This window comes from Laspinema palackyanum D2c (genome assembly GCF_025370875.1).
Taxonomy (GTDB): domain Bacteria; phylum Cyanobacteriota; class Cyanobacteriia; order Cyanobacteriales; family Laspinemataceae; genus Laspinema; species Laspinema palackyanum.
In genome coordinates, this window is record NZ_JAMXFD010000022.1 from 17163 (window position 1) to 37665 (window position 20503).

The window sequence follows — 20503 nt, forward strand, 5'->3', positions numbered from 1 at the left end:
GCGAAGTTAAATCTCGGATATGAAGCAATTTTTTAAGTGCAAAAATTGCAACTGTTTTATAGACTAATGAAATCAGAAGACTTTCGTATCAGCTAATGCTAACACTCAACTTTGCACATTTCCGCTTGAATGTGGCACCATTTTTGTTGCCTATCCAGCTCTATTTTGCGCCAGGACTACCTGCGCCGGATATTCACGCGATGTCAGTCCCAGTGACCAGACCCTATGAGGAGCGTCCCACCACCGAGGCGAATTCCGATTGTAAGGAGAACGATCAGAAAGAATGCGATCATCATCGGGGCAGTCGGGAGGAGCGTTCGGAACGCTAGTTTTTTAAGGTTGACGGCTAACCCTGTTGTGGGGAACTGAACGCGATCGCTTCATGAGGCGGCGGGTCACAAACTGTGGCCCGCCAGTCTACCTCAGACAAGTGAGACTCAACCCCGAACAATCTGCTCGATTTTCTGCGCTTGCACCGGCAAGGCAGCCGTAAAAACTTCCCGACCCTCTTGGGTAACCATGACATCATCTTCAATGCGGATGCCTCGGACATCGTGAAACTGGGCTAATTTATCCCAGTTGACGACTCCATCATATTGCTCACGCCGTTGGGGGTCGTTTAAAATCGCGGGGACTTGATAAAATCCCGGTTCAATGGTGACTAACATTCCCGGTTGTAGCGTCCGGTTCAGACGCAGGTAACATAAACCAAAGCGATCGCTGCGATCGCGACCCTCCTGATATCCCGCAATATCTCCCAAATCTTCCATATCATGAACATCCAATCCCAGGAGATGTCCCACCCCATGCGGAAAAAATAAGGCATGGGCGTCCATTTCCACTAAATCCTCGGGATTGCCACGCAGAATTCCTAAATTTACCAATCCTTCAGCGATCGCCACCGCTGCTACCCGATGAATATCTGCATATTCCACCCCAGGACCCACCTGCTCAATGCAGGCGTCATGGGCCGCTAGAACCACCTCGTAAATATCCCGTTGGGTGGGGGAAAACTGCCCGGAAACCGGCCAGGTGCGCGTGACATCTGCGGCCCAACCTGTGGCAGTTTCTGCCCCCACATCCACTAACAGCAAATCTCCCGGTTGCAAGGGGTTATGGTAATGCTGATTGTGCAGAACCTGCCCCTCAACCGTGACAATACTGTTATAAGCACAGGTAAAATTCTGGGCCATAATCGCCCCTTCCATTGCAGCGCGGACCATTGCTTCAGTTTGAGCCCGTCGAGTGGACATCATTCCCACGAGATGAGCTTGGACGGTACAGGCAGCCGCTTGTAACAGTTCTCGAATGGCGGATTCATCGTGGATTAGACGTAATTGAGCGATCGCCAGGGCCAATTCCCGATCGCCAGCAACTGTGGGGTTGCCTTGATCGGGAAACAATCCCACCGGGCGATCGAGGATATCCGCCTGTTCCATGCGCGTCTTCAAATCCGATGCAGCAACAGTTGCAGCATTTTGGCTGCGAGATTTTAACTCGGAAAGGGGAAATGCCGCATCTGCGGCGATCGCCTCGGCAACCTGCGATCGCTTCGGCATTTCTCCATGCCAAAGGGTACTACCGGGATGGGGATCATCCATAAACAGTTCCAATCTGCCCCCTTCCAGACGAATGGCCGCATTTTCTAGGGAGACTCCGGCAAAATATAAGAAATGACTGCTTGGGCGAAAGGGATAAACATTCGCCGGAAAATTGCGGGAACAGGGACTTCCTGACCACAAAATCACGGGAGTTGCAACTTCATTTGCCAGCTTGCTGCGGCGTTGCTGTAGGGCGGTTGCCAGGGAAGTTGCAGGAGTGGACATTTGCATGAGGGATAATTTCACCTTGCGATCGAGTTCGGTTTTATCATCCATCATAGGCAGTAAAGAGATCTCAGACTAAAGTCCCCCGAACCTCGTTATCTTAGTTTGTAGTAACGACTTCAGTCGTTATTTCCCCGTTCGTAGTAACGCCTTCAGTCGTTATTTCCCCGTTTGTAGTAACGACTTCAGTCGTTATTTCCCCGTTCGTAGTAACGCCTTCAGGCGTTATTTCCCCGTTTGTAGTAACGACTGAAGTCGTTATTTCCCCGTTCGTAGTAACGACTGAAGTCGTTATTTCCCCGTTCGTAGTAACGACTGCAGTCGTTATTTCCGGTATCGCGATCATCAGAAGGGGTTTAAACTCCCTAACCTGGTGGCGATCGGTGCCAAATCTCTACTACGAACAGGGGAGAACGACTGAAGTCGTTACTACGAACAGGGGAGAACGACTGAAGTCGTTACTACGAACGTGGAGAACGACTGAAGTCGTTACTACGAACAGGGGAGAACGACTGAAGTCGTTACTACGAACGTGGAGAACGCCTGAAGGCGTTACTACGAACAGGGGAGAACGCCTGAAGGCGTTACTACGAACAGGGGAGAACGACTGAAGTCGTTACTACGAACGGGGAGAACGGTTACCCTAATGAAAGAGGAGTCTTCATTCCATCCAACCCATGAACGCATCTAAATCGGGGTCAGTGCGCCCTTTAAAACCGAGTCACTGGCCGATCGCCCAATTACCTGGGGTCAGTTCCCAGGACCAAAATCTACTGGAAAATTGCGGGATTACCACCACTCGGGAACTGCTGCGCCGGGGGAAAACGCCTGAACAACGGCAGGCGATCGCCTCGGAGTTAGGCATCCATCTCCAATATGTGAATAAATGGGTGGCAATGGCTGAATTAGCCTCCGTTCCAACAGTCGGCTGTGAATATTGTGGATTATTGTTACACGCCGGGATTGCTTCGATCGCCCAACTGGCTGACTTACCCATCCACCGATTACACCAACAACTTTTAAGGGTCCAAGTTGCCAATCTCCAACGCCGGGACCTTTGTCCCTCTGTGGATGAAGTGACGCGATGGATTCAACAGGCGCGGACACTTGTGAAAGGATGAGGGATGAAGGATGAAGGATGAGGAATTACTCGTTTTGGGGTGGCACTAAGACGCCATGCAGGAAAATATCGGCCAATCCTTCCGCCATTTCCTGCATCGCTTTGGGAGAGGAATCGTTTTCCAGGAGGGTTTGTTGACTGAACCCTGCCACGGCAAACATTCCGAGGAACACATGAGCAACCAGGCGCGGATTCATGGGACGATAAATTCCCCGTTCCATTGCGGTTTCAAAGAATGCCTCAGCGACATCGGTCATTTTGGAAATCACCTCGGCTTGAATGCGATCGCGTAACTCCGGGTGAAACTGAGCCTCCAGGAAGCAAACCCGCATCAAATCCGCATTTTTGTGAATATTCAACATCCGCCGCCGCATCACCTGCGCTACCGCCTGATAACTGCCCATTTCGCTGAGTTCCGTGAGCAGATCCGTGAGGATTTCGATCCATCCCTCCGTTGCCAACTCCACCAAAATTGCTTTTTTATTGGCAAAATGACGGAATAGGGTTCCTTCAGCTACACTAGCAGATTGAGCGAGGTCCCTGGTGGTGGTGCCGTTGTAACCCTTTTGGGCAAATAACCGCTGCGCCGCATTTAAAATCCGAGTGCGCGTATCGGTTTCAGCAGGTTGGGAGCGAGTAAATATATTCATCGTTAATAGAAAATAGTGCTGTGGGAAATCACATCAATAGCGTTTTTTTCTAACCCCGGAGGACTCAACGAACCCGAATCAAACAGAGGAATAACCGCCCTTGCATCACTTAAAATGGCTGACCCTCAATCGAGGAGTCACCCCCAGACTGATGAATCAAAATCACCGCTTTTTTTTATTGGCTATGTCAATCTCTAGGTTTCGGATGGCGATCGCAAAATTGGGAAAATCCCTAGGGACTGGGAAATGGTCCCACTCCCGACCCTTCATGATCGCCCTTTTGGTCACGCTTCTCCTCTGGTCCGGGATTTCATTAAACCCGGCACTGGGTCGAGAGCAAGTTTCCCCAGCTAAAACTCAGTCAATCCAGCCTTACTTAGACCGGGTTGCGGAGAAAATTAGCGAGTTTACCCTCGATAATGGACTCAAGTTTATCGTTTTAGAACGACATACCGCCCCGGTTGTTTCATTTCTAACATACGCTGATGTTGGCGGCACCAACGAACCGGAAGGCAAAACCGGCGTTGCCCACTTTTTAGAGCATTTAGCCTTTAAAGGGACTCAGCGCATTGGGACCCGCAACTATCGAGCCGAGAAAGAGCTGCTCGAAAAACTCGATCGCCTTGATGCTCAAATTAGAACCGCTACAGCCGCTGGAAAAACTGCCGAAGCTCAACGGTTACAAGCCGAATTTGACAAAACCGAAGCGGCTGCCGGTGAGTTGGTCGTCCAGAACGAATTGGGTCAAATTGTCGAACAATCCGGAGGCGTTGGACTCAATGCTACCACGTCTGCCGATGCCACTCGCTATTTCTACAGCTTTCCTTCCAATAAGGTAGAACTCTGGATGTCCCTAGAGTCTGAGCGTTTCCTTGAACCCGTCTTTCGCGAATTCTATCGGGAAAAACAGGTGATTCTCGAAGAGAGAAGAATGCGGACGGATAACTCCCCCATTGGCAAAATGATTGAGGAATTTCTACAAACTGCCTTTGTGACGCATCCCTATCGCCAACCTGTGATTGGCTATCCCCAGGATTTAGTCAATCTGCGGCGTGAAGATGTCCAGGAGTTTTTTGAGACTTATTACGTTCCCAACAATTTGACGATCGCGGTTGTTGGAGATGTGGACCCAGAGAATGTGCGGCAATTGGCACAGACTTATTTTGGGCGCTACAAAGCCGGACCCACTCCTCCGAAGGTGGACAAAACCGAGCCTCCCCAGACGGAACCGAGAGAGGTGGTGGTTCGGTTTCCCTCGGAACCTTGGTATTTAGAAGGATATCACCGTCCAGCTATCAATCATCCGGATAATGTAGTGTATGAATTGATGGCTCAAATTCTCAGTTCTGGACGGACTTCTCGCCTCTACAAATCCCTTGTAGAAGAACAGCAAGTGGCTTTGACGGCGCAGGGTTTGAATGGATTTCCCGGAGAAAAGTATGAGAATTTAATGCTATTTTATGGCCTGACTGCTCCCGGGCATACGGTGGAAGAAGTGGCAACTGCTTTGCAAGAGCAAATCAATCGGCTGACGGTGGAAGAAGTGTCCACAGAAGAGTTAGAGCGGGTTAAAACCCAAGCCCGAGCGGGAGTGTTGCGATCGCTGGCTTCTAATCAAGGGATGGCGAGTTTGTTGGTGGAATATCAAATTAAAACCGGCGATTGGCGCAATTTATTTCAAGAGTTAGAGCAAATTGCGGCGGTGACACCCAAAGACATTCGGCGCGTCTCTCGTCAAACATTCCGGCCCGAAAATCGGACCGTGGGACTGCTGCTGCCCGAGGAAAAATCGTAATGAGTCAGAGAATGGTTACATCTAAGAATAAGCCCACAAAATATTGGATTGTGCTGTTGGTTTTGCCGGTGATATGGTTGCTGTTTAATGCGGGGATTGTCACCGCAGAATCAGCGAAGCATTATACGGATTTGGAGTTTGCACCGCCTCCGGAAATTGTGTTACCACCTTTCGAGCGCTTTGAGCTAGAGAATGGCATGGTGGTATATTTGATGGAGGACCGGGAACTGCCTTTAGTTTCGGGGACGGCTTTAATTCGCACAGGAGATCGCTGGGAACCGGGGAATCAAACTGGACTCGGCCAAATTCTCGGTCAAGTATTACGAACGGGGGGAACAACGTTGCATTCCCCGAATGAATTAAATGAGTTGCTAGAACGTCGCGCTGCTTCAGTGGAAACGAGCATTGATACCACTTCTGCATCAGCTAGTTTTAGTGCCTTAAGTCAGGATTTGAATGAGGTGTTTGGACTGTTTGCTGAAGTGATCAGAACTCCGGCATTTGCTCCGGAGCAAATTGAGTTAGCAAAAAGCCAACAATCTGGGGCGATCGCCCGTCGGAATGATTCCCCCAGTGCCATCGCCTCTCGGGAATTCCAAAAGCTGATTTATGGGGAAAATAGCCCCTATGCTCGGACGATTGAATATGAAACCTTGAGCAATATTTCTCGGTCCGATGTGGTGCAATTTTACCAGCGCTATTTCCATCCCAATAACATGATTTTGGGCATTGTAGGAGATTTTGAAAAGGCGGAAATGCGTAGGCTAATTGAGCAGAAATTGGGCGACTGGAAACCCGGTCCAACCATCAGCAAAAATATTGCGGAGTTATCCCCAACTGCTCAAGCTCAACAAGGGGGAGTCTTTTTCGTGGAACGCCCGCAATTAACCCAAAGTACAATTCAAATCGGACATTTGGGTGGGGAGTTAAATAGTCCGGATTATCCGGCGTTGTCGGTTCTGAATGGGGTGCTGAATGGATTTGGCGGACGGTTATTTAATCAGGTGCGATCGCGCGAAGGATTAGCCTATTCTGTCTATGGCGTCTGGAGTCCCCGCTATGATTATCCGGGAATGTTTATTGCCGGGGGTCAAACGCGATCGGAGGCAACGGTGCCATTTATTCAGTCTGTTTTTCGAGAAATCGAACGCATTCGCACCGAGCCGATTACTGCCGAAGAGTTACAGTATGCTAAAGATACCACCCTCAATTCCTTCATCTTCAATTTCGCCGATCCGAGTCAAACCTTGTCTCGGTTAATGCGATATGAATATTATGGATATCCCGAGGATTTTATCTTCCAATATCGGCGCGGTGTCGAAAACACGACCATTGAAGATGTGCAGCGAGTCGCACAAAAATACTTGAACCCGAATCAGTTAGTTACCCTAGTGGTGGGGAATCCGATGGAGATTAACCCTCCCTTAAGTAGTCTGACTCCTGATAATCAGGTGACTTCCATTGACGTGACAATTCCAGAACCCTCAAGAAGTTAATTCTTCATTAGGAGTGGCGATCGCCCCTACCGGAAAAGAATAACGACTGAAGTCGTTACTACAAACAATCAGAAAGAATTTTCCGATGTTCGTAGTAACGACTTCAGTCGTTTCTTATCCCGACTTGTGAGGTTTAGATTTTTTCCGAGGAGAATTTTGAGTCGGCGGAAAAGTTGCCGCCAGTTTAGCTAGTTCCCCAGCAATAAAGGCATCTGGTGACTCGCCTGCCTCCGATGCAATCCCCAGGCGGATGAAGTCTTGCCAGACGGGTTCGGAGAGTAAATTGAGAGCAAGGGTGCGATCGCCACTGGCAATAACAGCCATCACCTGCCGCCATGCTTCGCACAAGCTATCCAGTTCCTGGGAATCCGGGGTGAGTTCAGATAGCTGGGAAAGCGCCTGATTCAAGCTAGGGGAATCCGGGGACATTTGCTGCGATCGCAAGCCCTGACAAGCAATTTTTAGCCAAATCGGGAGCAATTCTAGCCACTCCCGGTCCTGAATCTGCTGTAAGGCAGTCTCTGCCATCCCCAACCCACCCCAGATACTTAGAGAGGTGGTGGCGAGGGATTCATCTTGAGTGGTAATTGCCTGCTGCCAGAGGGATTCGGCGCGTTGTTGAAATTGGGTAGAGAGAAACTGGTACGCTTCGCTGACGATTTCGGGAAGGGTGACTTGATAGACAGTTTCTCCCTGGGGTAGGCGATCGCCTCCATAAGTTAGCCAATTATGTGCGCTACAGATATAAGTTTGGCGATCGATGACAACTTCTTTGGCGTGAGACTGTTCCAACTCGACGACTTGTATAGCGGATAATCCTTCTGCTGTCTTTATCGCTGCTAATTTTGTCAGCCATTCGGGAGAAAGCTTACCCATGATATCTATATCTGTAGAGGCGATTCGCGAATCGCCCCTACAGTCGGAGGATTCCCCGGATCTATTTCCCTGTCCGATGAGAATCCAAACCCCGCGTTTGACGAGGGTTTCTAATCTTTGTAACAGGCGATTATCTATTCCTTTTTCTGTGAATATAGGCGAATAAATTAACACCTGATGCGTGGCAGTTTCGAGGGTTTCTAAAAATTGTTTCTGAATCTGATTCTCGGGGATTAAAATTGCACTGCCGGTTTCGGTGGGATTTTCTCCGCCATTATCCCGATTAGGAGTTGCTGCTTGTCGGACTTGTTCCAGTCTAGCTTCAACTTCTGGATTCTGCGGTGGTAAACTTTCCTCACCATTGGTAGAACGGATTGCAAACAACTCCGTTAGGGAAATTTTTCCCTCAGATTGAAGCATTTCTAGCCAAAGGGTGGCGGATTGTAGTAACTGTTCTCCGCGTCTAAATTGCAGGGTTAAGTGCTGATTTAGGGTATCAAAAATAGCAAACAGTGCCACGGATTGCCAACGGGTTTCGGGCGATTCAGCGATTTGGAAGGCGGTGACTTCTTTGCCAGATTCGGGACTGTGGAATCCCAATCCTTGATGGATGAGGCGTTGCTGGACATCGGTGAGGGTTAGGGAGTCTATCGGTTGAATGCGGCTGTTGAGGGGAAGAAAATCGCCTAAATTGGGGAGATTTAAAGCGGATTCGCGGAGAGGATTAACTTCAAAGGTAGTCGCCTCTAATAAAGGGTCAGCGATCGCATAGATAGGATGACTTTCTGGCGGTTGCGGGACGGACCCTTTTTCATAAAAAGCTCGCCCTTCTGGGGTGAGTTTAAGGGAACCGTCGGGGAGAACATTTAGGGTATTTAATACCTTGAGATTGGCGGTGGTACTTCTAACAAAAATGGGGTCCAAACCCAAGACTTGGGCGAGTTCAACCTCGGTGGGTTTCGGGGTAATTTCTAAGCTGGCCCGGAGGATAAATTCTTCTAAAACATTGAATTTTCTGGGCGCAGTTACCATTAATTCTATGCCCGTTTGAAGCATAGCATAGCGGAATTGTCTAGCGGCAATTACCGATAAGCCCGGACTGGTTTTTTCGAGTTTTTCCACCGAGGTTTGCAGGGAGGAATCAATGGGTTTAGGGGAGGATTCGAGAAACATCAATTAGACCTCCTTGATGACGCACAACATTAGACACTTCTGAATAAATTCGCCCGACTTCCCCATGATGATGGGCGAATAATTCATGACAGCCAACGATAACCAGCAATTCCCGGGCGCGAGAAAAGGCCACATTCACCCGTTCAGATTTTTTAGCAAATCCCACTTTTCCTTCGGAATTATTGCGAACCATGCTAACAATAATTATGGACCTTTCCATCCCTTGAAATTGGTCAACAGTTCCGGTTCTAATTTGCAGAGAAGGGAAGCGGCTGTCATCCAAGATTCGTTCTTCAATCCGGTTGAGTTGGGCGCGATAAAAGGTGATGATACCAATTTCTTTGGGGGGATGACCCTGGGCGACTTTTTCGGCCCAAGTGGTTTCCATATCTTGACAAAGTTGCTCGATCGCCTCAATTTCTTTGGGATTAATAAAGGATGTCCCTTCTTTGCGTTCGCCAAAGGTGGAATCTTGGGGCATTTTCACCCAAATCAGGTGTTGATGTGCCTGGATGATGGCACTATCCAGGTGATGTTTGCGGGCTTGATCCGGGTCTAAAATGCCGCATTGGAGACGGCGATCGTAAAATTGATTAATCGCCCCCATGATGTTGGGATGCATCCGATATTGAATCGTTAGCATGGTTTTGATAGACTCGGGGGCGGCATCAAATTGCAGTTTAAAGAAGGAGTCTTCTAAAAATTGCAAGGCATCTTTACTGCTGCCCATTTCGATGGCAATATCTTCAATAGTATCATCATTCAGCATAGGCGGTAACTGACAGCGATCGCCGACTAAAACTAACCGTTTAGCTTTGAGGGCGGGAATTAATAATTCCGGCGGTGTGCATTTGCTGACTTCATCGACAATCACCACATCAAATTTATTAAATTCTTCGGAAAAGTCTCGACGCGCCGCTTGGACACAGGTAATCCCAATTACATTGGCATTATCCAGATAAATTTGGCGTAATTCAGTGCGGTCCTGTTCCGAAGGATTACGGAGTTTATCAATCCAATCTTGGACTAAGTTTTGATAGCGATTTAGATACTGTTCTTCCTGATTTCCCGCCTGTTCCCAGGTTTCAAACTGGGTTTTGACTTGGTGTAAAAAAGGCAAATCACAGCAGTGGTTCTCGGCAATTTGCGGCAGGCGATCGCGTAGGGTTTCCCAGGTTTGCCGCCACCAATTGCGATGGTTGAGTAAGGGTTCTGGCAGATTGGTAGTCAGTTGTTGGGTAATTTCATGCAGTTCCAGTTCACACTGTTCTAGTTGCTGTTGCAGCGGTTGCAAATTTTGTTGTTGCTGGGTGAGATAGCTTTCAATTAGACCCTGAATATGACCTAAAACTTCAAAGGGGGCTAAGGCAGCAATTGCGTTTTCTAAGTTAGTAATTCGACTTTCCCAGGATTGCACCAGTGTCGCAAATTCTGAGGGTTTTTCCCAAATTAAAGCCCGGTTAGCTTGATATCGCTGGACGCCGGTTAAAATTGCCGGAGGAAGGTGAGGTTGTTGGCTTAATTTTTGTAACTGTTCTAACGCTTTTTGGAGAGTTTTTTCTCCTTCTTGACGCAATAAATTTAGGGCAGATTGTGATTGTTCAAGTTGCGGTTTTTGGGCGGCAATCCAATGCTGAATTTGATGCCACTGTTGCCCAATATGGCTTAATCCCTGTTCCGTTTCCGTTTTCAGCGGGAGTAAACATTGGCGCGCCTGGGTGACAATTTCATCGATGCTAGTTTGGGCGATTTGTTGCAAAGTCAATTCGACTGACTGAACTTGCCACAAGGTGGCATACTGCTGTTGCTGCTGCTGTAAAATTTCCTGGGTTTTCACGACTAAATTCTGCCGTCCCGATGTCGTCAGTTGGGGATAATTGCCATATCCTGCCGCCAGTTCCCTCCATAAACTGCGATCGCCTGCTGAAAAGACAATCGGAGGCTGATTTAGACTGCGGTGCAAAAATTCATTAAAATAGGAATGATTGCCTTTGGTATTGCGAAAATTGCCCTTAGTTTCATAAGCTAAGGCTTTGAGAAATTGCTCCCAATTCGGCAGTTCCGTCACCGGATGATTGCCATAGTTGGGCATAATTGCCACATTCAAGGTTTGGGCGATCGTCAGTAAACTATCGGGAACATGAATCAATTTACTGTTAAAGGGTTGACCCGTTTGGACCGCTTGTCTTAAAATGGTATAAACTTGGGCAGGTGCTGTTTCTAACCAAACCCCAACCTCTTTAATCACGCGGTCAATTTCTAACTTACGAGTTTGTAAATTTTGAAAGCGTTGCTGGAGGGATTTTTGCTTCGTTAAGGCTTGTTCATATTCCCCTTGCAGTTGCTGCAATGGAGTGGAATCTGCCCGAAATTGTTGGACGGCAGCAGCAGCAGCAGCGATCGCCTCAGCAGTGCGATTCGCTTCTGTGACAATTTCCCTAAATTTAGCCAACTCTGGCGCAACGGTTTCGCAACACCAAGCTGCCAACCCAAATGCACCGCGATCGGGACGAATCCATCCCAATTCTTGGGTTAAAGGTAATGCCACTCGCACTGCATCAATAAAAGTTTTAACCCTACTATCTTCCAAGGTATAAGGGCGAATTTCAGCCAATAACTTCACCACATCGGGAGATTCCCAGGGTACATTTGGCGCAGCAGCTAACAACGCTGCCAACTCCTCACTCACCCGTTTTACTTCGGGATTTTGCGCTTGTGCCGCCTGATACTGCTGTTCCCAAATTGCCCGATTTTCTAGTAAACTCTCCTGACGTTCTTTCCAAAACAGGCGATCGCTGGCGAGTGCTTCTTCCGCTGCCAAATACACCTCAAATTCCGCCGCTACCTTCCGCATTTGGTGATAAAATACTAAATCATTGCGCCGTTTTTCCAAATCCGTCTCACAGTGACTCGCCGTATTTTGCAGCCAAGTCCCGATCGCATTCTCTTCTAAATAAGGCGCACCTTCTTCCTGTACCTTCTCCGCTTTTCCCTTTCGCAACGCTCGAATCACGGGACTATGCACCAATCGACTCAAAGCATTATCCACCGCTAAATTGGCTTGAGATGCGATTAAAGTCCGTCCCCCTCGGCGCGCCACCTGGTAGCAAATTTCCGCAATTACTGTGGTTTTTCCCGTCCCCGGAGGACCTTGAATTAAGACTAAATCTTTGGCAGATAACACCATTTCCACGGCGGCAATTTGGTCCGGATTGGCAGCGGGTAATAGTAACTCCGCCCTCTCCAGTTTAACCGAGTTTTTCGGAACCCTTGCCTGTCCCGCATCAAAGAAAAATTGGCCTAAAAAGGGATTCTGACTATGACCCTGTTCCAGCCGTTTTAAGGCGTTCATTTTATGAGTGATTTGACTCAGTTCCCCAAAGGCTTCAAACAATAAATATCCGCTTTCGGGTAACTGATAATAACCCCCTGCCATCAACTCTAGCAAATCAGAATCCGGCTTAATTCTCAGCAACCGCCGTTCAGTATCCACCGAGTCAATTCGCCCTAAAATTCGTCCATCCCGGCCATTTTTTCCCAGGGGAGAACTTTCAAATAGGCGAAGCTGTTCGCTGCGGGCTTTATAAGTGCGACTCCAGAATTCCCCTGCGGCTAATTCGGTTTCGCTGCTGCCGTCAATGGTTGCCTCACGACTGTCCAATTCAAAGCTAATCCGGCGCGCATCCGCCCCATAATTATGACCGATAAACGGTACACAAAACTGCCGTGATTCCGCAATCCGTCGTTCAATTTCTACATAAACTCGCCATGCCTGAAGTTGTTCCTCAGTGGGAATTAAATCTCCAGAAACCGGCAGTTTTGCCATGCGTTTTAAGGCGGAACGAGGAACGCCTAAATCATACTGATGATCCGGCAGCAACCGCAGACGACAGAGGACCGTAAACCCATCCCCGCGTCCCCGAGTTTGGGGAACAAAAGTCACATCAATTAAACGTAATCCACCCCGTCCATCGGGACTGACTACAGCCTTTAAAGATAAGGTTTTGTAGCGCTTTTCTAACAGAGGAATTCCCGGTTCATCCCGATCGCAAGCAAGGGTAAGTTGCCACCGTTCCTCTCCCGCATCTTTCCCCGACCCCAGACGGCGCAAGTAAAAAGAGTGCGATCGCTGTTCTAACAGTTGTGCGAATAACAGTTCCGCCCGATCGCGACGACTGCGAAAATCCTCATCGCGATCGCTGGGTTTCTCCCCTGCCAGTTCCCGAATCACATTGGCGATCGCTGTTTTGCCAACGAACCGATACCCCCACTTTGCCTCCTCCTGCTTGGCAGCAGATTTCTCCGAGGGTACTACCGTCGTCACCCACTCCACCCGACTGATAATCTCCGCAGTAACCTGAATCTCGCGCTTGTCCCCCTCGGAACATAAATATACCGACCCTGACAACCGAGTTCCTGCGGGGATTCCCTGGGAATTCACCGCCATCTGTAGCGACTGTAACCCCGGGGACAAATACTGCGATCGCACTTGCAACCAATCCAAGTCCGACACCACCTGACAAGACTCACCCAGTTGCAGTTCCCAACCCTTTTCTACCTGGCGATTCGGTTCAATCTCCCCAAACTCCAATCGCCCTGGAACCGCCCAAATTGCGCCTTCCCACTGGACATTTTCCGCGCTTCCCGTCAATCTCACCTGATGCAAAATCGGCGCGGTATTTGCCTCACCCCTTATCGCTACAGCACCCGTTTCACCCCCAACAGTTCGGGCGATCGCCAAATTCTCCAAGCGCACTCCGGCAACCGTCACCACCACCGCAGGCGCATCCACCGCAAACAGCACAGAATCACCGCCACTCCCGCGAATCGTCACTGCACGCGCGATCGTGAAGGTTCCCTTGTAATCTCCCGGTTTTAAGGAGATTTCATATCCATCCCGGACAATTTCCAGTAATTCAACAAAATTGGTGGGATCTGCTTCAATCGACGGCACAATCACTCCTGACTCATAGTGCGGCATCTTGGCGATCGGGCGATCGCCTGGGCGTGAAACTGTGGTTTCATTTTACCTTAAATTGTCTCTCCCTACAACGTCCCATTTTCAGCTATTATCCCCAGCTTTGTCTTAGATTAAGTATCACAAATCATGAAACTTGTCAATCCGTGATTTTTCCTTCTATTCTGACCTGATTTTCTTCATTCTGATCGCTGCTATCATCCGCCGTTACTTCCAACTTTTGAGCCAAAATTTCTAAGCGGTGGTGTTCTTTTTTTAGTTTTTCTTCTAACTCTTGAAGTTGGTCTCTGCGCGCTTCTAATTCTAGGGCTCGACGGGAGAGTTCCTGACTTTGTAAAGTCAAAGATTGCCGCCATTGTTCAATCTCATCCGCCTGTTCCTGTAAAAAATCCGGCGTCAATCCTTTGGTCAAATATTGTTGAACCAGATTAATCGCCCATTCCGTCGCCTCATTGATCGTGCGAATTTGTCCCCCAGTGGTAATATCCGCTAAAACCAGAATTCCCTCGCCAAAGGCATTGGCTTCTGTGGTGACAATTGGCTCAGTTTCTGACACCAAAGCCCAGATATCTCCAGATTTCTGACAGGCGAGTAGTCGTAACCCTGTTTTGCCTAAGAATCCTTTTTTTTGCACCTGAGCTAAGTATATCATTGCAGTCTGCTTCAAAAGGTGATGGATTGGAATGGGCGAGAATTGTCGGTTTCCGGTCCCATTCTCAATGAGAGAGAGGACCGGAGGCAGATTTATCTTCAACAGTTAGGGGGTTTCGGGATTATTCACCTCTTAATTGACGGAGGCGATCGCGTAAAATTTCCCCCTGCTTTTCCGCTTCGGCGAGGCTGTCTCGCGCCCCTTGGACCACTTCTGGCGGGGCTTTGTCCACGAATTTAGCGTTAGATAATCGCCCAGAAATGGATTTCACTTCTCCCTCAATTTTACCCAAACTTTTCTCCAGTTTGGCACAGAGTTGTTCTATATCCACCACTCCTGCTAGAGGCACTAATACTTGGACAGTTCCCACCACTCCGGCGATGGTTTGTTCCGGTTCTTCCGCTAAAGCTGGGGTAATCGTCAAGTCTTCAACTTTGGCTAAACCTTGAATATAAGATTCCCCGCGATGGAGAATATCCCGTTCTTTATCGCTGTCACTTTGCAAAATGGCTTTAATTTTTGCCCCAGGTTTAATATCCACCTCGGCGCGTAAATTCCGAATAGTCCGAATCGACCCAATAATTAACTGGAAGTCCGATTCTAAGTCACTATCCATCAAATTAGCATCAGCTTCGGGATAGGATTGCACCGCTAAGGATGCCGTTGACTCTGCTTGGGTTAAGGTATGCCAAATTTCCTCCGTGATATGAGGAACAAACGGATGGAGTAATTTGAGAATTCCCTCTAAGACGAAAGCGAGGGTTTGTTGCGCCACCCGTCGGGAAGCGGCATTTTCTCCTTGTAAGCGCGACTTGACTAATTCAATATACCAGTCACAGAAATCTCCCCAAATAAACTCATACAAAGTTTTGGCAGCATCCCCTAATCCGTAGGTATCGACTGCTTCACAGGTTTGTTGCACCGTGTGATAATACCGCGACAAAATCCAGCGATCGCACAGTTCCAAATTCGAGGCATTCTCTCCCGGATTCCCCAACTGTTGCGGCGTCTGTCCCTCTAAATTCATCATCACAAACCGCGCCGCATTCCACAGTTTATTCGTGAAATTCCGCGACGCTTCCACCGATGCCGACTCATCGGTAGTCCGATTATATTCCAAGCGAATATCTTGACCCGCGCCCACAACTTCCCGGATTAAGGTATAACGGAGAGAATCAGTCCCATATTTTTCAATCAACAGCAACGGGTCAATCCCATTCCCCGAAGACTTGGACATTTTTTTGTTATTTTCATCCCGGACTAATCCGTGAATGTAAACATCTTTAAACGGCATTTTCTCCGTAAAATGTCCCGCCATCATCGTCATCCGCGCTACCCAGAAGAAGATGATATCAAAGCCTGTAACTAGAGTTGTCGTGGGATAATAGGTGCTTAAATCTTCAGTTTGGTCAGGCCATCCCAAGGTAGAAAACGGCCATAATCCAGAGGAAAACCAAGTATCCAACACATCCGGGTCTTGTTGAATTTGGACGGCTTCCCCAAATTGTTCTTTTAGTTTAGCGGTAGCTTCCTCAGCCGATTTTGCCACCACAAACGGCGTATCATCCGCAATCATTCCCCCGGTTTCACTAATCGCATACCAAGCGGGAATTTGATGTCCCCACCAGAGTTGGCGAGAAATACACCAATCTTTGAGTTTTTCCAACCAATCGCGATACACTTTCGTCCAGCGATCGGGGACAAACCGAGGGGAATTTTGCTCATCCAGGAACGTCAAGGCGCGACTGGAGAGAGAGTCAATTTTAACAAACCACTGAGTTGAAATCAGGGGTTCGACCGGGACTTTACCGCGATCGCTATAAGGAACCGTATGCTTATATTCCTCCACCTTCACCAGCAGTCCTTCTGCCTCCAACTGCTGCACCACTGCTTTTCTGGCATCCTGGCGATCGTGTCCCGCAAAAGGTCCGGCATTCTCATTCAATGACCCATCTTTATTCATAATGGTAATAAACGGCAAATTATGCCGCATTCCCATTTCAAAATCATTCGGGTCATGGGCCGGAGTTACTTTAACACAACCCGTCCCAAAACTTGGATCAACAAACTCATCTCCCACAATCGGAATTTCCCGATTCATAATCGGCAGCGTTAACATTTTCCCAATTAACCCTTTGTAGCGATCGTCATTGGGATTCACCGCAACTGCCGTATCTCCTAACATTGTTTCGGGTCGAGTCGTCGCCACCTCCACAAATCCAGATCCATCACTCAGGGGATAGCGAAAGTGCCATAAATGACCATTCACTTCCCGCTGTTCCACCTCCAAATCCGACACCGCAGACTGACTCGCCGGACACCAATTCACCATATATTTACCGCGATAAATCAGTCCCTCCTCATGCAAGGCGATAAACGCTTCCAAAACCGCCTTGGAAAGACCTTCATCCATCGTAAACCGTTCGCGAGTCCAATCCACAGAAACACCCAACCGGCGCAACTGATTCGTAATCGTATTACCAGACTCTTCTTTCCATTGCCAAGCGCGTTCCAGGAACTTCTCCCGTCCCACTTGATCCCGCGTTTTGCCATCTTCGCGCAGTTGCCGTTCCAAAATCGTCTGGACCGCAATACTGGCATGATCCGTCCCCGGCAACCATAGGGTATTGCGCCCTTTCATGCGATGATACCGCACCAGCACGTCAATCAGGGCGCTTTCAAAGGCGTGCCCCATGTGTAAACTACCCGTAACATTGGGCGGGGGAATCATGATACAGTAAGGCTCTCCCGGGTGATTCGGGTCCGCTTTAAAAACCTGATTCTCTTCCCAAAACGCCTGCCACTTGGCTTCTGTCGTCTTGGGTTCATATTGACTCGGTAAGTTAGGAATGGTGGAAGTCATCGGGAATATAAGGTGAACGGATTACAAACTGATCTATCTTACGATTTTGCCACAAGCCTTTGACGGAAACGAAGGGAAAATAATCAGGACCCCTCCAGGAAGGATGGCAATGGCGGCAGTTGTAGCGGGACCCTGACCCTAAAAGCTGGGGACGTAGGGTCCTAGGGGAAGAGTCTACCGCGTTTTGGAGGGTCCTGGCGATCCAGAAGGGTCGGGAAATTGGCATCCGTAGCTGGTTGGGGTCGCTTTTGTAGGTGATCGGCTGAGTCTAACGCAATAGGCAATGTGGGGAATCAGGCCCTTAGAAAAAAGGTTGCCAAAGCGGTAGAAAAAGGGATTTAACAGAATCCAGGAAATACTAACCTAGCCTACCCCGTGTCGAGTCTACCTAGAACCCGAATATAGAAAAATTCCTGGCTTTGGAAAAGAATAAACCCTAAATGTAGTATAATGTAGTGTTGAATGGTAGAATTAGCTGTATCGGCTACTCAGTTGTCGAGCAATCTACCTATAAAATCATAAATAATGTGGAGTTTCCGTGAAAAATTACTTTCAAAATCAGGAATATGTTTTGAAATGGATTAGTTTTTACTATCTAGGTTTCCGCTACCAAGGTCGTGGCGTAATGACCTGGAATCCAGAACAAGGATTTTATATCCAAGCATTTTTAGAAACTCCTCAAGAATTTCCAAAAACTACCATTGAATTAAATAAACCCGATATCATCAGAAAACAGCATTTAACATCGATTCGGATGAAATCCACCAATTTTACCTGGGCTATTGTTCCGAACGTACATTTGGGCGATCAGGGGGAAATGATTCTTTTAGAAAATCGGATTTTTATTAAAGTTAGCCGAGTAATTTTTTATAATTGTTGGGGTTTTTCAAATAAACCTAATAACAATTTGTGGGGTTCGGCACTATATAAAACTGCAAGCAAATTACGTTTGCCAGATAAGGTTAGTACAGAGGTATTAATTAATGATCAACAACGAGAGTTTAAAGAAGAATTATCAGGAATTTTGTATGAAGACGAAAACAATTATAAATTGGTGGGGCGTATGATTGACGACAGATATCTTAAAATTTCTTGGTTACTGCCTACTTCTCAATGCTCCAAAGTAGATAATTGGAAATGGTCAGAAGCACTTCAAGATTCTTTTTCTCTTTTGTATGGGGAAAGTATTGAGTTGGTGAGGCGTGAAATTCGGCGGGGATATAATAAAATTTATAGTGAAATTAAACATCAATCCCGGTTAGATTCTCTAGGTGTTTTATCTCCATTAAAACAAACCCAGCAGCTTAATAAAAGTTCTTTAATGTTGCTGACTCAGTTTTTTGTAACCGAAGGAGTGAATTCTGGGATTTGTCGCCAAATGTTTAAACAAATGCTGGAAGCGTCTCGCCAGGAAAGTTGGCAAGCTAGAGAACTACTTCTTTCTACAATCCTTGAAGCGGCCCTAAGAACAATTGAAAACCATCCTTTCAAGCCCAGAGATCATTCATTTCAAGTAGCAAAAGCCTTAAAAAATTTTAGAGAAAAGTATTTCTCAAAAGACTGGAAACCAGAGATCAAGAAGATACTCGATATTTATGAAAATATGCGCCATCGGAATGCCCATCCTGATTTTTTACTGAAAAAGGGTGGATATTTATCCGAAGAATATAGAGAAAAATCAGTTGACGATATGATTTATTTAAGCCGATTTTACGGATATATGATTTTAGCAATGGCAGGGTTTCAGGATTTAGAGCCTCAGTTTCCTCCCCCATTTGCTGAGTGGAAAGCAACAGTTAAAATTGAACCACCACAGAAATAAATGTAAAATTCCTCAAATGCTTTCTATAGGGCTTGCTGCATAGGTGAGCGAGCGCAACCCAAAACCTAAATTCGGGAAAATTTGCCTTCCGTTATGTCTCAAAAAAGTGATCGCCTTGACTGTTACCGAATCACCAAGGCGATCGCTGTTTAATTTATCCAATATGTTCTGTAGAGAAGCGCTGATTCACTTGTCTACAAATCCCGATTATAATTGTCAGTCACGGGAGGAAAAGCCGCCATCAATTCTTCCAAAGAATTTACATTCATCAGCCTTTCGGCAAACAGTTCTAATTGCTCCCGGTTCAACCGTTGCAAATTAGCTTCCACCGCTTCCGGGACTTCCCCAAACCGACACCGGATTAGGTGTTGGATGAGTTGTCGTGTTTCTTGGCGTCCTTCTTCCACTCCTTGCTGTAAAATGTCTTGACCCCAAGGGGATTCCAATAATGCCTGGGTTGCAAAATTCAGGATTTTCTCCACGATATTTTCTCCTAATACATAGCTAGAAAAAATTCCCAACAATCGTTGTAAATCTTCCGACCGTTCTTCCTGTTGTATTCGGACTGCGGCGCGACGTAAGATGGTTTCGTTTGCACCCCCTTTCATCACCGTTGCTAAGGGCAGTAGGGCCTTGAGTTCCGGTTGAAAGGCGAGCTCGGCATCGATTTCCCAGAGGTTGATCACCTCATAGTCTTGCTTTGCCTCTAGTCCCATAATACTCGATTCATAACAAGTGGGAATGGGGGTGTTCCCGGTTGGCGGAAAAATATTGACCACCACCGGATGCACGCGCAAATCATATTTTTCTTCTGCTAGTGCCGCATAAGCCCGAATCCGTACCGGCATCCTTGTATCCGGGCGAAATTGGAGTTCGGTTAGGCTAATAAATTCCCCTTCTTCCTCGCTATAGGCTTTGATGAGGATATCGCTATCTCGACTGAGCCATTGAAATTCTGAATCGAGGATGACTTCGGCGACTGTACCGGATGAGCGCGTCACCCATTTGACCCATCCATCGGGGTAGAGTCCGATTAATCTTTTGCCACTAATATCTGCTTTTCCCATTGTTTTATGGCGGATATTTATAACTATAATTATAACCTAAAGCATGGAGACAATTAATATATTATCATTTTAATATTGTTTTTTATTGCGAGGTTGAATAACAAATATTTATATTTTTGCACAAAATCTTGAATGCCCCTAGGTTCCCATCAAACCTATAATAATTTTTGATGGGAACCTAGGGG

Annotated in this window: 11 protein-coding genes; 4 read left to right on the forward strand and 7 right to left on the reverse strand. The window is 47.4% G+C overall.

Annotated features, from left to right (window positions below; translation table 11 throughout):
- Positions 1-437: 437 nt before the first annotated feature.
- Positions 438-1832, reverse strand: coding sequence for an aminopeptidase P N-terminal domain-containing protein (locus tag NG795_RS20985; RefSeq protein ID WP_367290656.1), 1395 nt, complete (start codon positions 1830-1832; stop codon positions 438-440).
- 671 nt (positions 1833-2503) lie between these two features.
- Here NG795_RS20985 and NG795_RS20990 point away from each other — a divergent pair.
- The gene (locus NG795_RS20990) at positions 2504-2947 is read left to right on the forward strand and encodes a DUF4332 domain-containing protein (protein WP_367290591.1); all 444 of its coding nucleotides are present in this window, start codon (positions 2504-2506) and stop codon (positions 2945-2947) included.
- A 25-nt stretch (positions 2948-2972) separates the two neighbouring features.
- On the opposite strand, the gene NG795_RS20995 is transcribed toward NG795_RS20990, so the two are convergent.
- Positions 2973-3596 (reverse strand): TetR/AcrR family transcriptional regulator, encoded by a 624-nt coding sequence (locus NG795_RS20995; protein ID WP_367290592.1) that lies wholly within the window; start codon positions 3594-3596, stop codon positions 2973-2975.
- A 268-nt stretch (positions 3597-3864) separates the two neighbouring features.
- Here NG795_RS20995 and NG795_RS21000 point away from each other — a divergent pair, with 268 nt between their 5' ends.
- Both NG795_RS21000 and NG795_RS21005 read left to right on the forward strand, forming a co-directional pair.
- Complete coding sequence (locus NG795_RS21000) at positions 3865-5391, forward strand: M16 family metallopeptidase (protein WP_436836076.1); 1527 nt, start codon at positions 3865-3867, stop codon at positions 5389-5391.
- The gene (locus NG795_RS21005) at positions 5391-6887 is read left to right on the forward strand and encodes a M16 family metallopeptidase (RefSeq protein WP_367290594.1); all 1497 of its coding nucleotides are present in this window, start codon (positions 5391-5393) and stop codon (positions 6885-6887) included. The genes NG795_RS21000 and NG795_RS21005 overlap by 1 nt, the downstream gene beginning before the upstream one ends.
- 114 nt (positions 6888-7001) lie before the next feature.
- On the opposite strand, the gene NG795_RS21010 is transcribed toward NG795_RS21005, so the two are convergent.
- The 4 genes from NG795_RS21010 to NG795_RS21025 all read right to left on the reverse strand — a co-directional run bounded on the left by NG795_RS21010 (position 7002) and on the right by NG795_RS21025 (position 17429).
- Complete coding sequence (locus tag NG795_RS21010) at positions 7002-8936, reverse strand: phospholipase D-like domain-containing protein (protein ID WP_367290595.1); 1935 nt, start codon at positions 8934-8936, stop codon at positions 7002-7004.
- Entirely contained in the window at positions 8914-13890 is a 4977-nt protein-coding gene (locus tag NG795_RS21015; protein WP_367290596.1) for an AAA domain-containing protein, read from the reverse strand. The genes NG795_RS21010 and NG795_RS21015 overlap by 23 nt, the downstream gene beginning before the upstream one ends.
- 163 nt (positions 13891-14053) lie before the next feature.
- Complete coding sequence (locus NG795_RS21020; RefSeq protein ID WP_367290597.1) at positions 14054-14566, reverse strand: HmpF-related protein; 513 nt, start codon at positions 14564-14566, stop codon at positions 14054-14056.
- Positions 14567-14687: 121 nt separating this feature from the next.
- A complete protein-coding gene (locus NG795_RS21025; RefSeq protein ID WP_367290598.1) occupies positions 14688-17429 on the reverse strand; it encodes a valine--tRNA ligase in 2742 nt (913 codons plus the stop codon).
- Between the two features lie 538 nt (positions 17430-17967).
- On the opposite strand from NG795_RS21025, the gene NG795_RS21030 reads away from it, so the two are divergent.
- Positions 17968-19251, forward strand: a complete 1284-nt coding sequence (locus tag NG795_RS21030; RefSeq protein ID WP_367290599.1) for a hypothetical protein — start codon at positions 17968-17970, stop codon at positions 19249-19251.
- Positions 19252-19445: 194 nt separating this feature from the next.
- On the opposite strand, the gene NG795_RS21035 is transcribed toward NG795_RS21030, so the two are convergent.
- On the reverse strand, positions 19446-20318 hold the full coding sequence (locus NG795_RS21035; protein ID WP_367290600.1) for a DUF4351 domain-containing protein: 873 nt from the start codon (positions 20316-20318) through the stop codon (positions 19446-19448).
- Between the last annotated feature and the right edge of the window lie 185 nt (positions 20319-20503).

Excerpts from the sequence above, each read along its gene's own strand:
- NG795_RS20985 (WP_367290656.1), bottom strand. The coding sequence starts at position 1,832 with ATGCAAATGTCCACTCCTGCAACTTCCCTGGCAACCGCCCTACAGCAA.
- NG795_RS20990 (WP_367290591.1), top strand. The coding sequence starts at position 2,504 with ATGAACGCATCTAAATCGGGGTCAGTGCGCCCTTTAAAACCGAGTCAC.
- NG795_RS20995 (WP_367290592.1), bottom strand. The coding sequence starts at position 3,596 with ATGAATATATTTACTCGCTCCCAACCTGCTGAAACCGATACGCGCACT.
- NG795_RS21000 (WP_436836076.1), top strand. The coding sequence starts at position 3,865 with ATGATCGCCCTTTTGGTCACGCTTCTCCTCTGGTCCGGGATTTCATTA.
- NG795_RS21005 (WP_367290594.1), top strand. The coding sequence starts at position 5,391 with ATGAGTCAGAGAATGGTTACATCTAAGAATAAGCCCACAAAATATTGG.
- NG795_RS21010 (WP_367290595.1), bottom strand. The coding sequence starts at position 8,936 with ATGTTTCTCGAATCCTCCCCTAAACCCATTGATTCCTCCCTGCAAACC.
- NG795_RS21020 (WP_367290597.1), bottom strand. The coding sequence starts at position 14,566 with ATGATATACTTAGCTCAGGTGCAAAAAAAAGGATTCTTAGGCAAAACA.
- NG795_RS21025 (WP_367290598.1), bottom strand. The coding sequence starts at position 17,429 with ATGACTTCCACCATTCCTAACTTACCGAGTCAATATGAACCCAAGACG.
- NG795_RS21035 (WP_367290600.1), bottom strand. The coding sequence starts at position 20,318 with ATGGGAAAAGCAGATATTAGTGGCAAAAGATTAATCGGACTCTACCCC.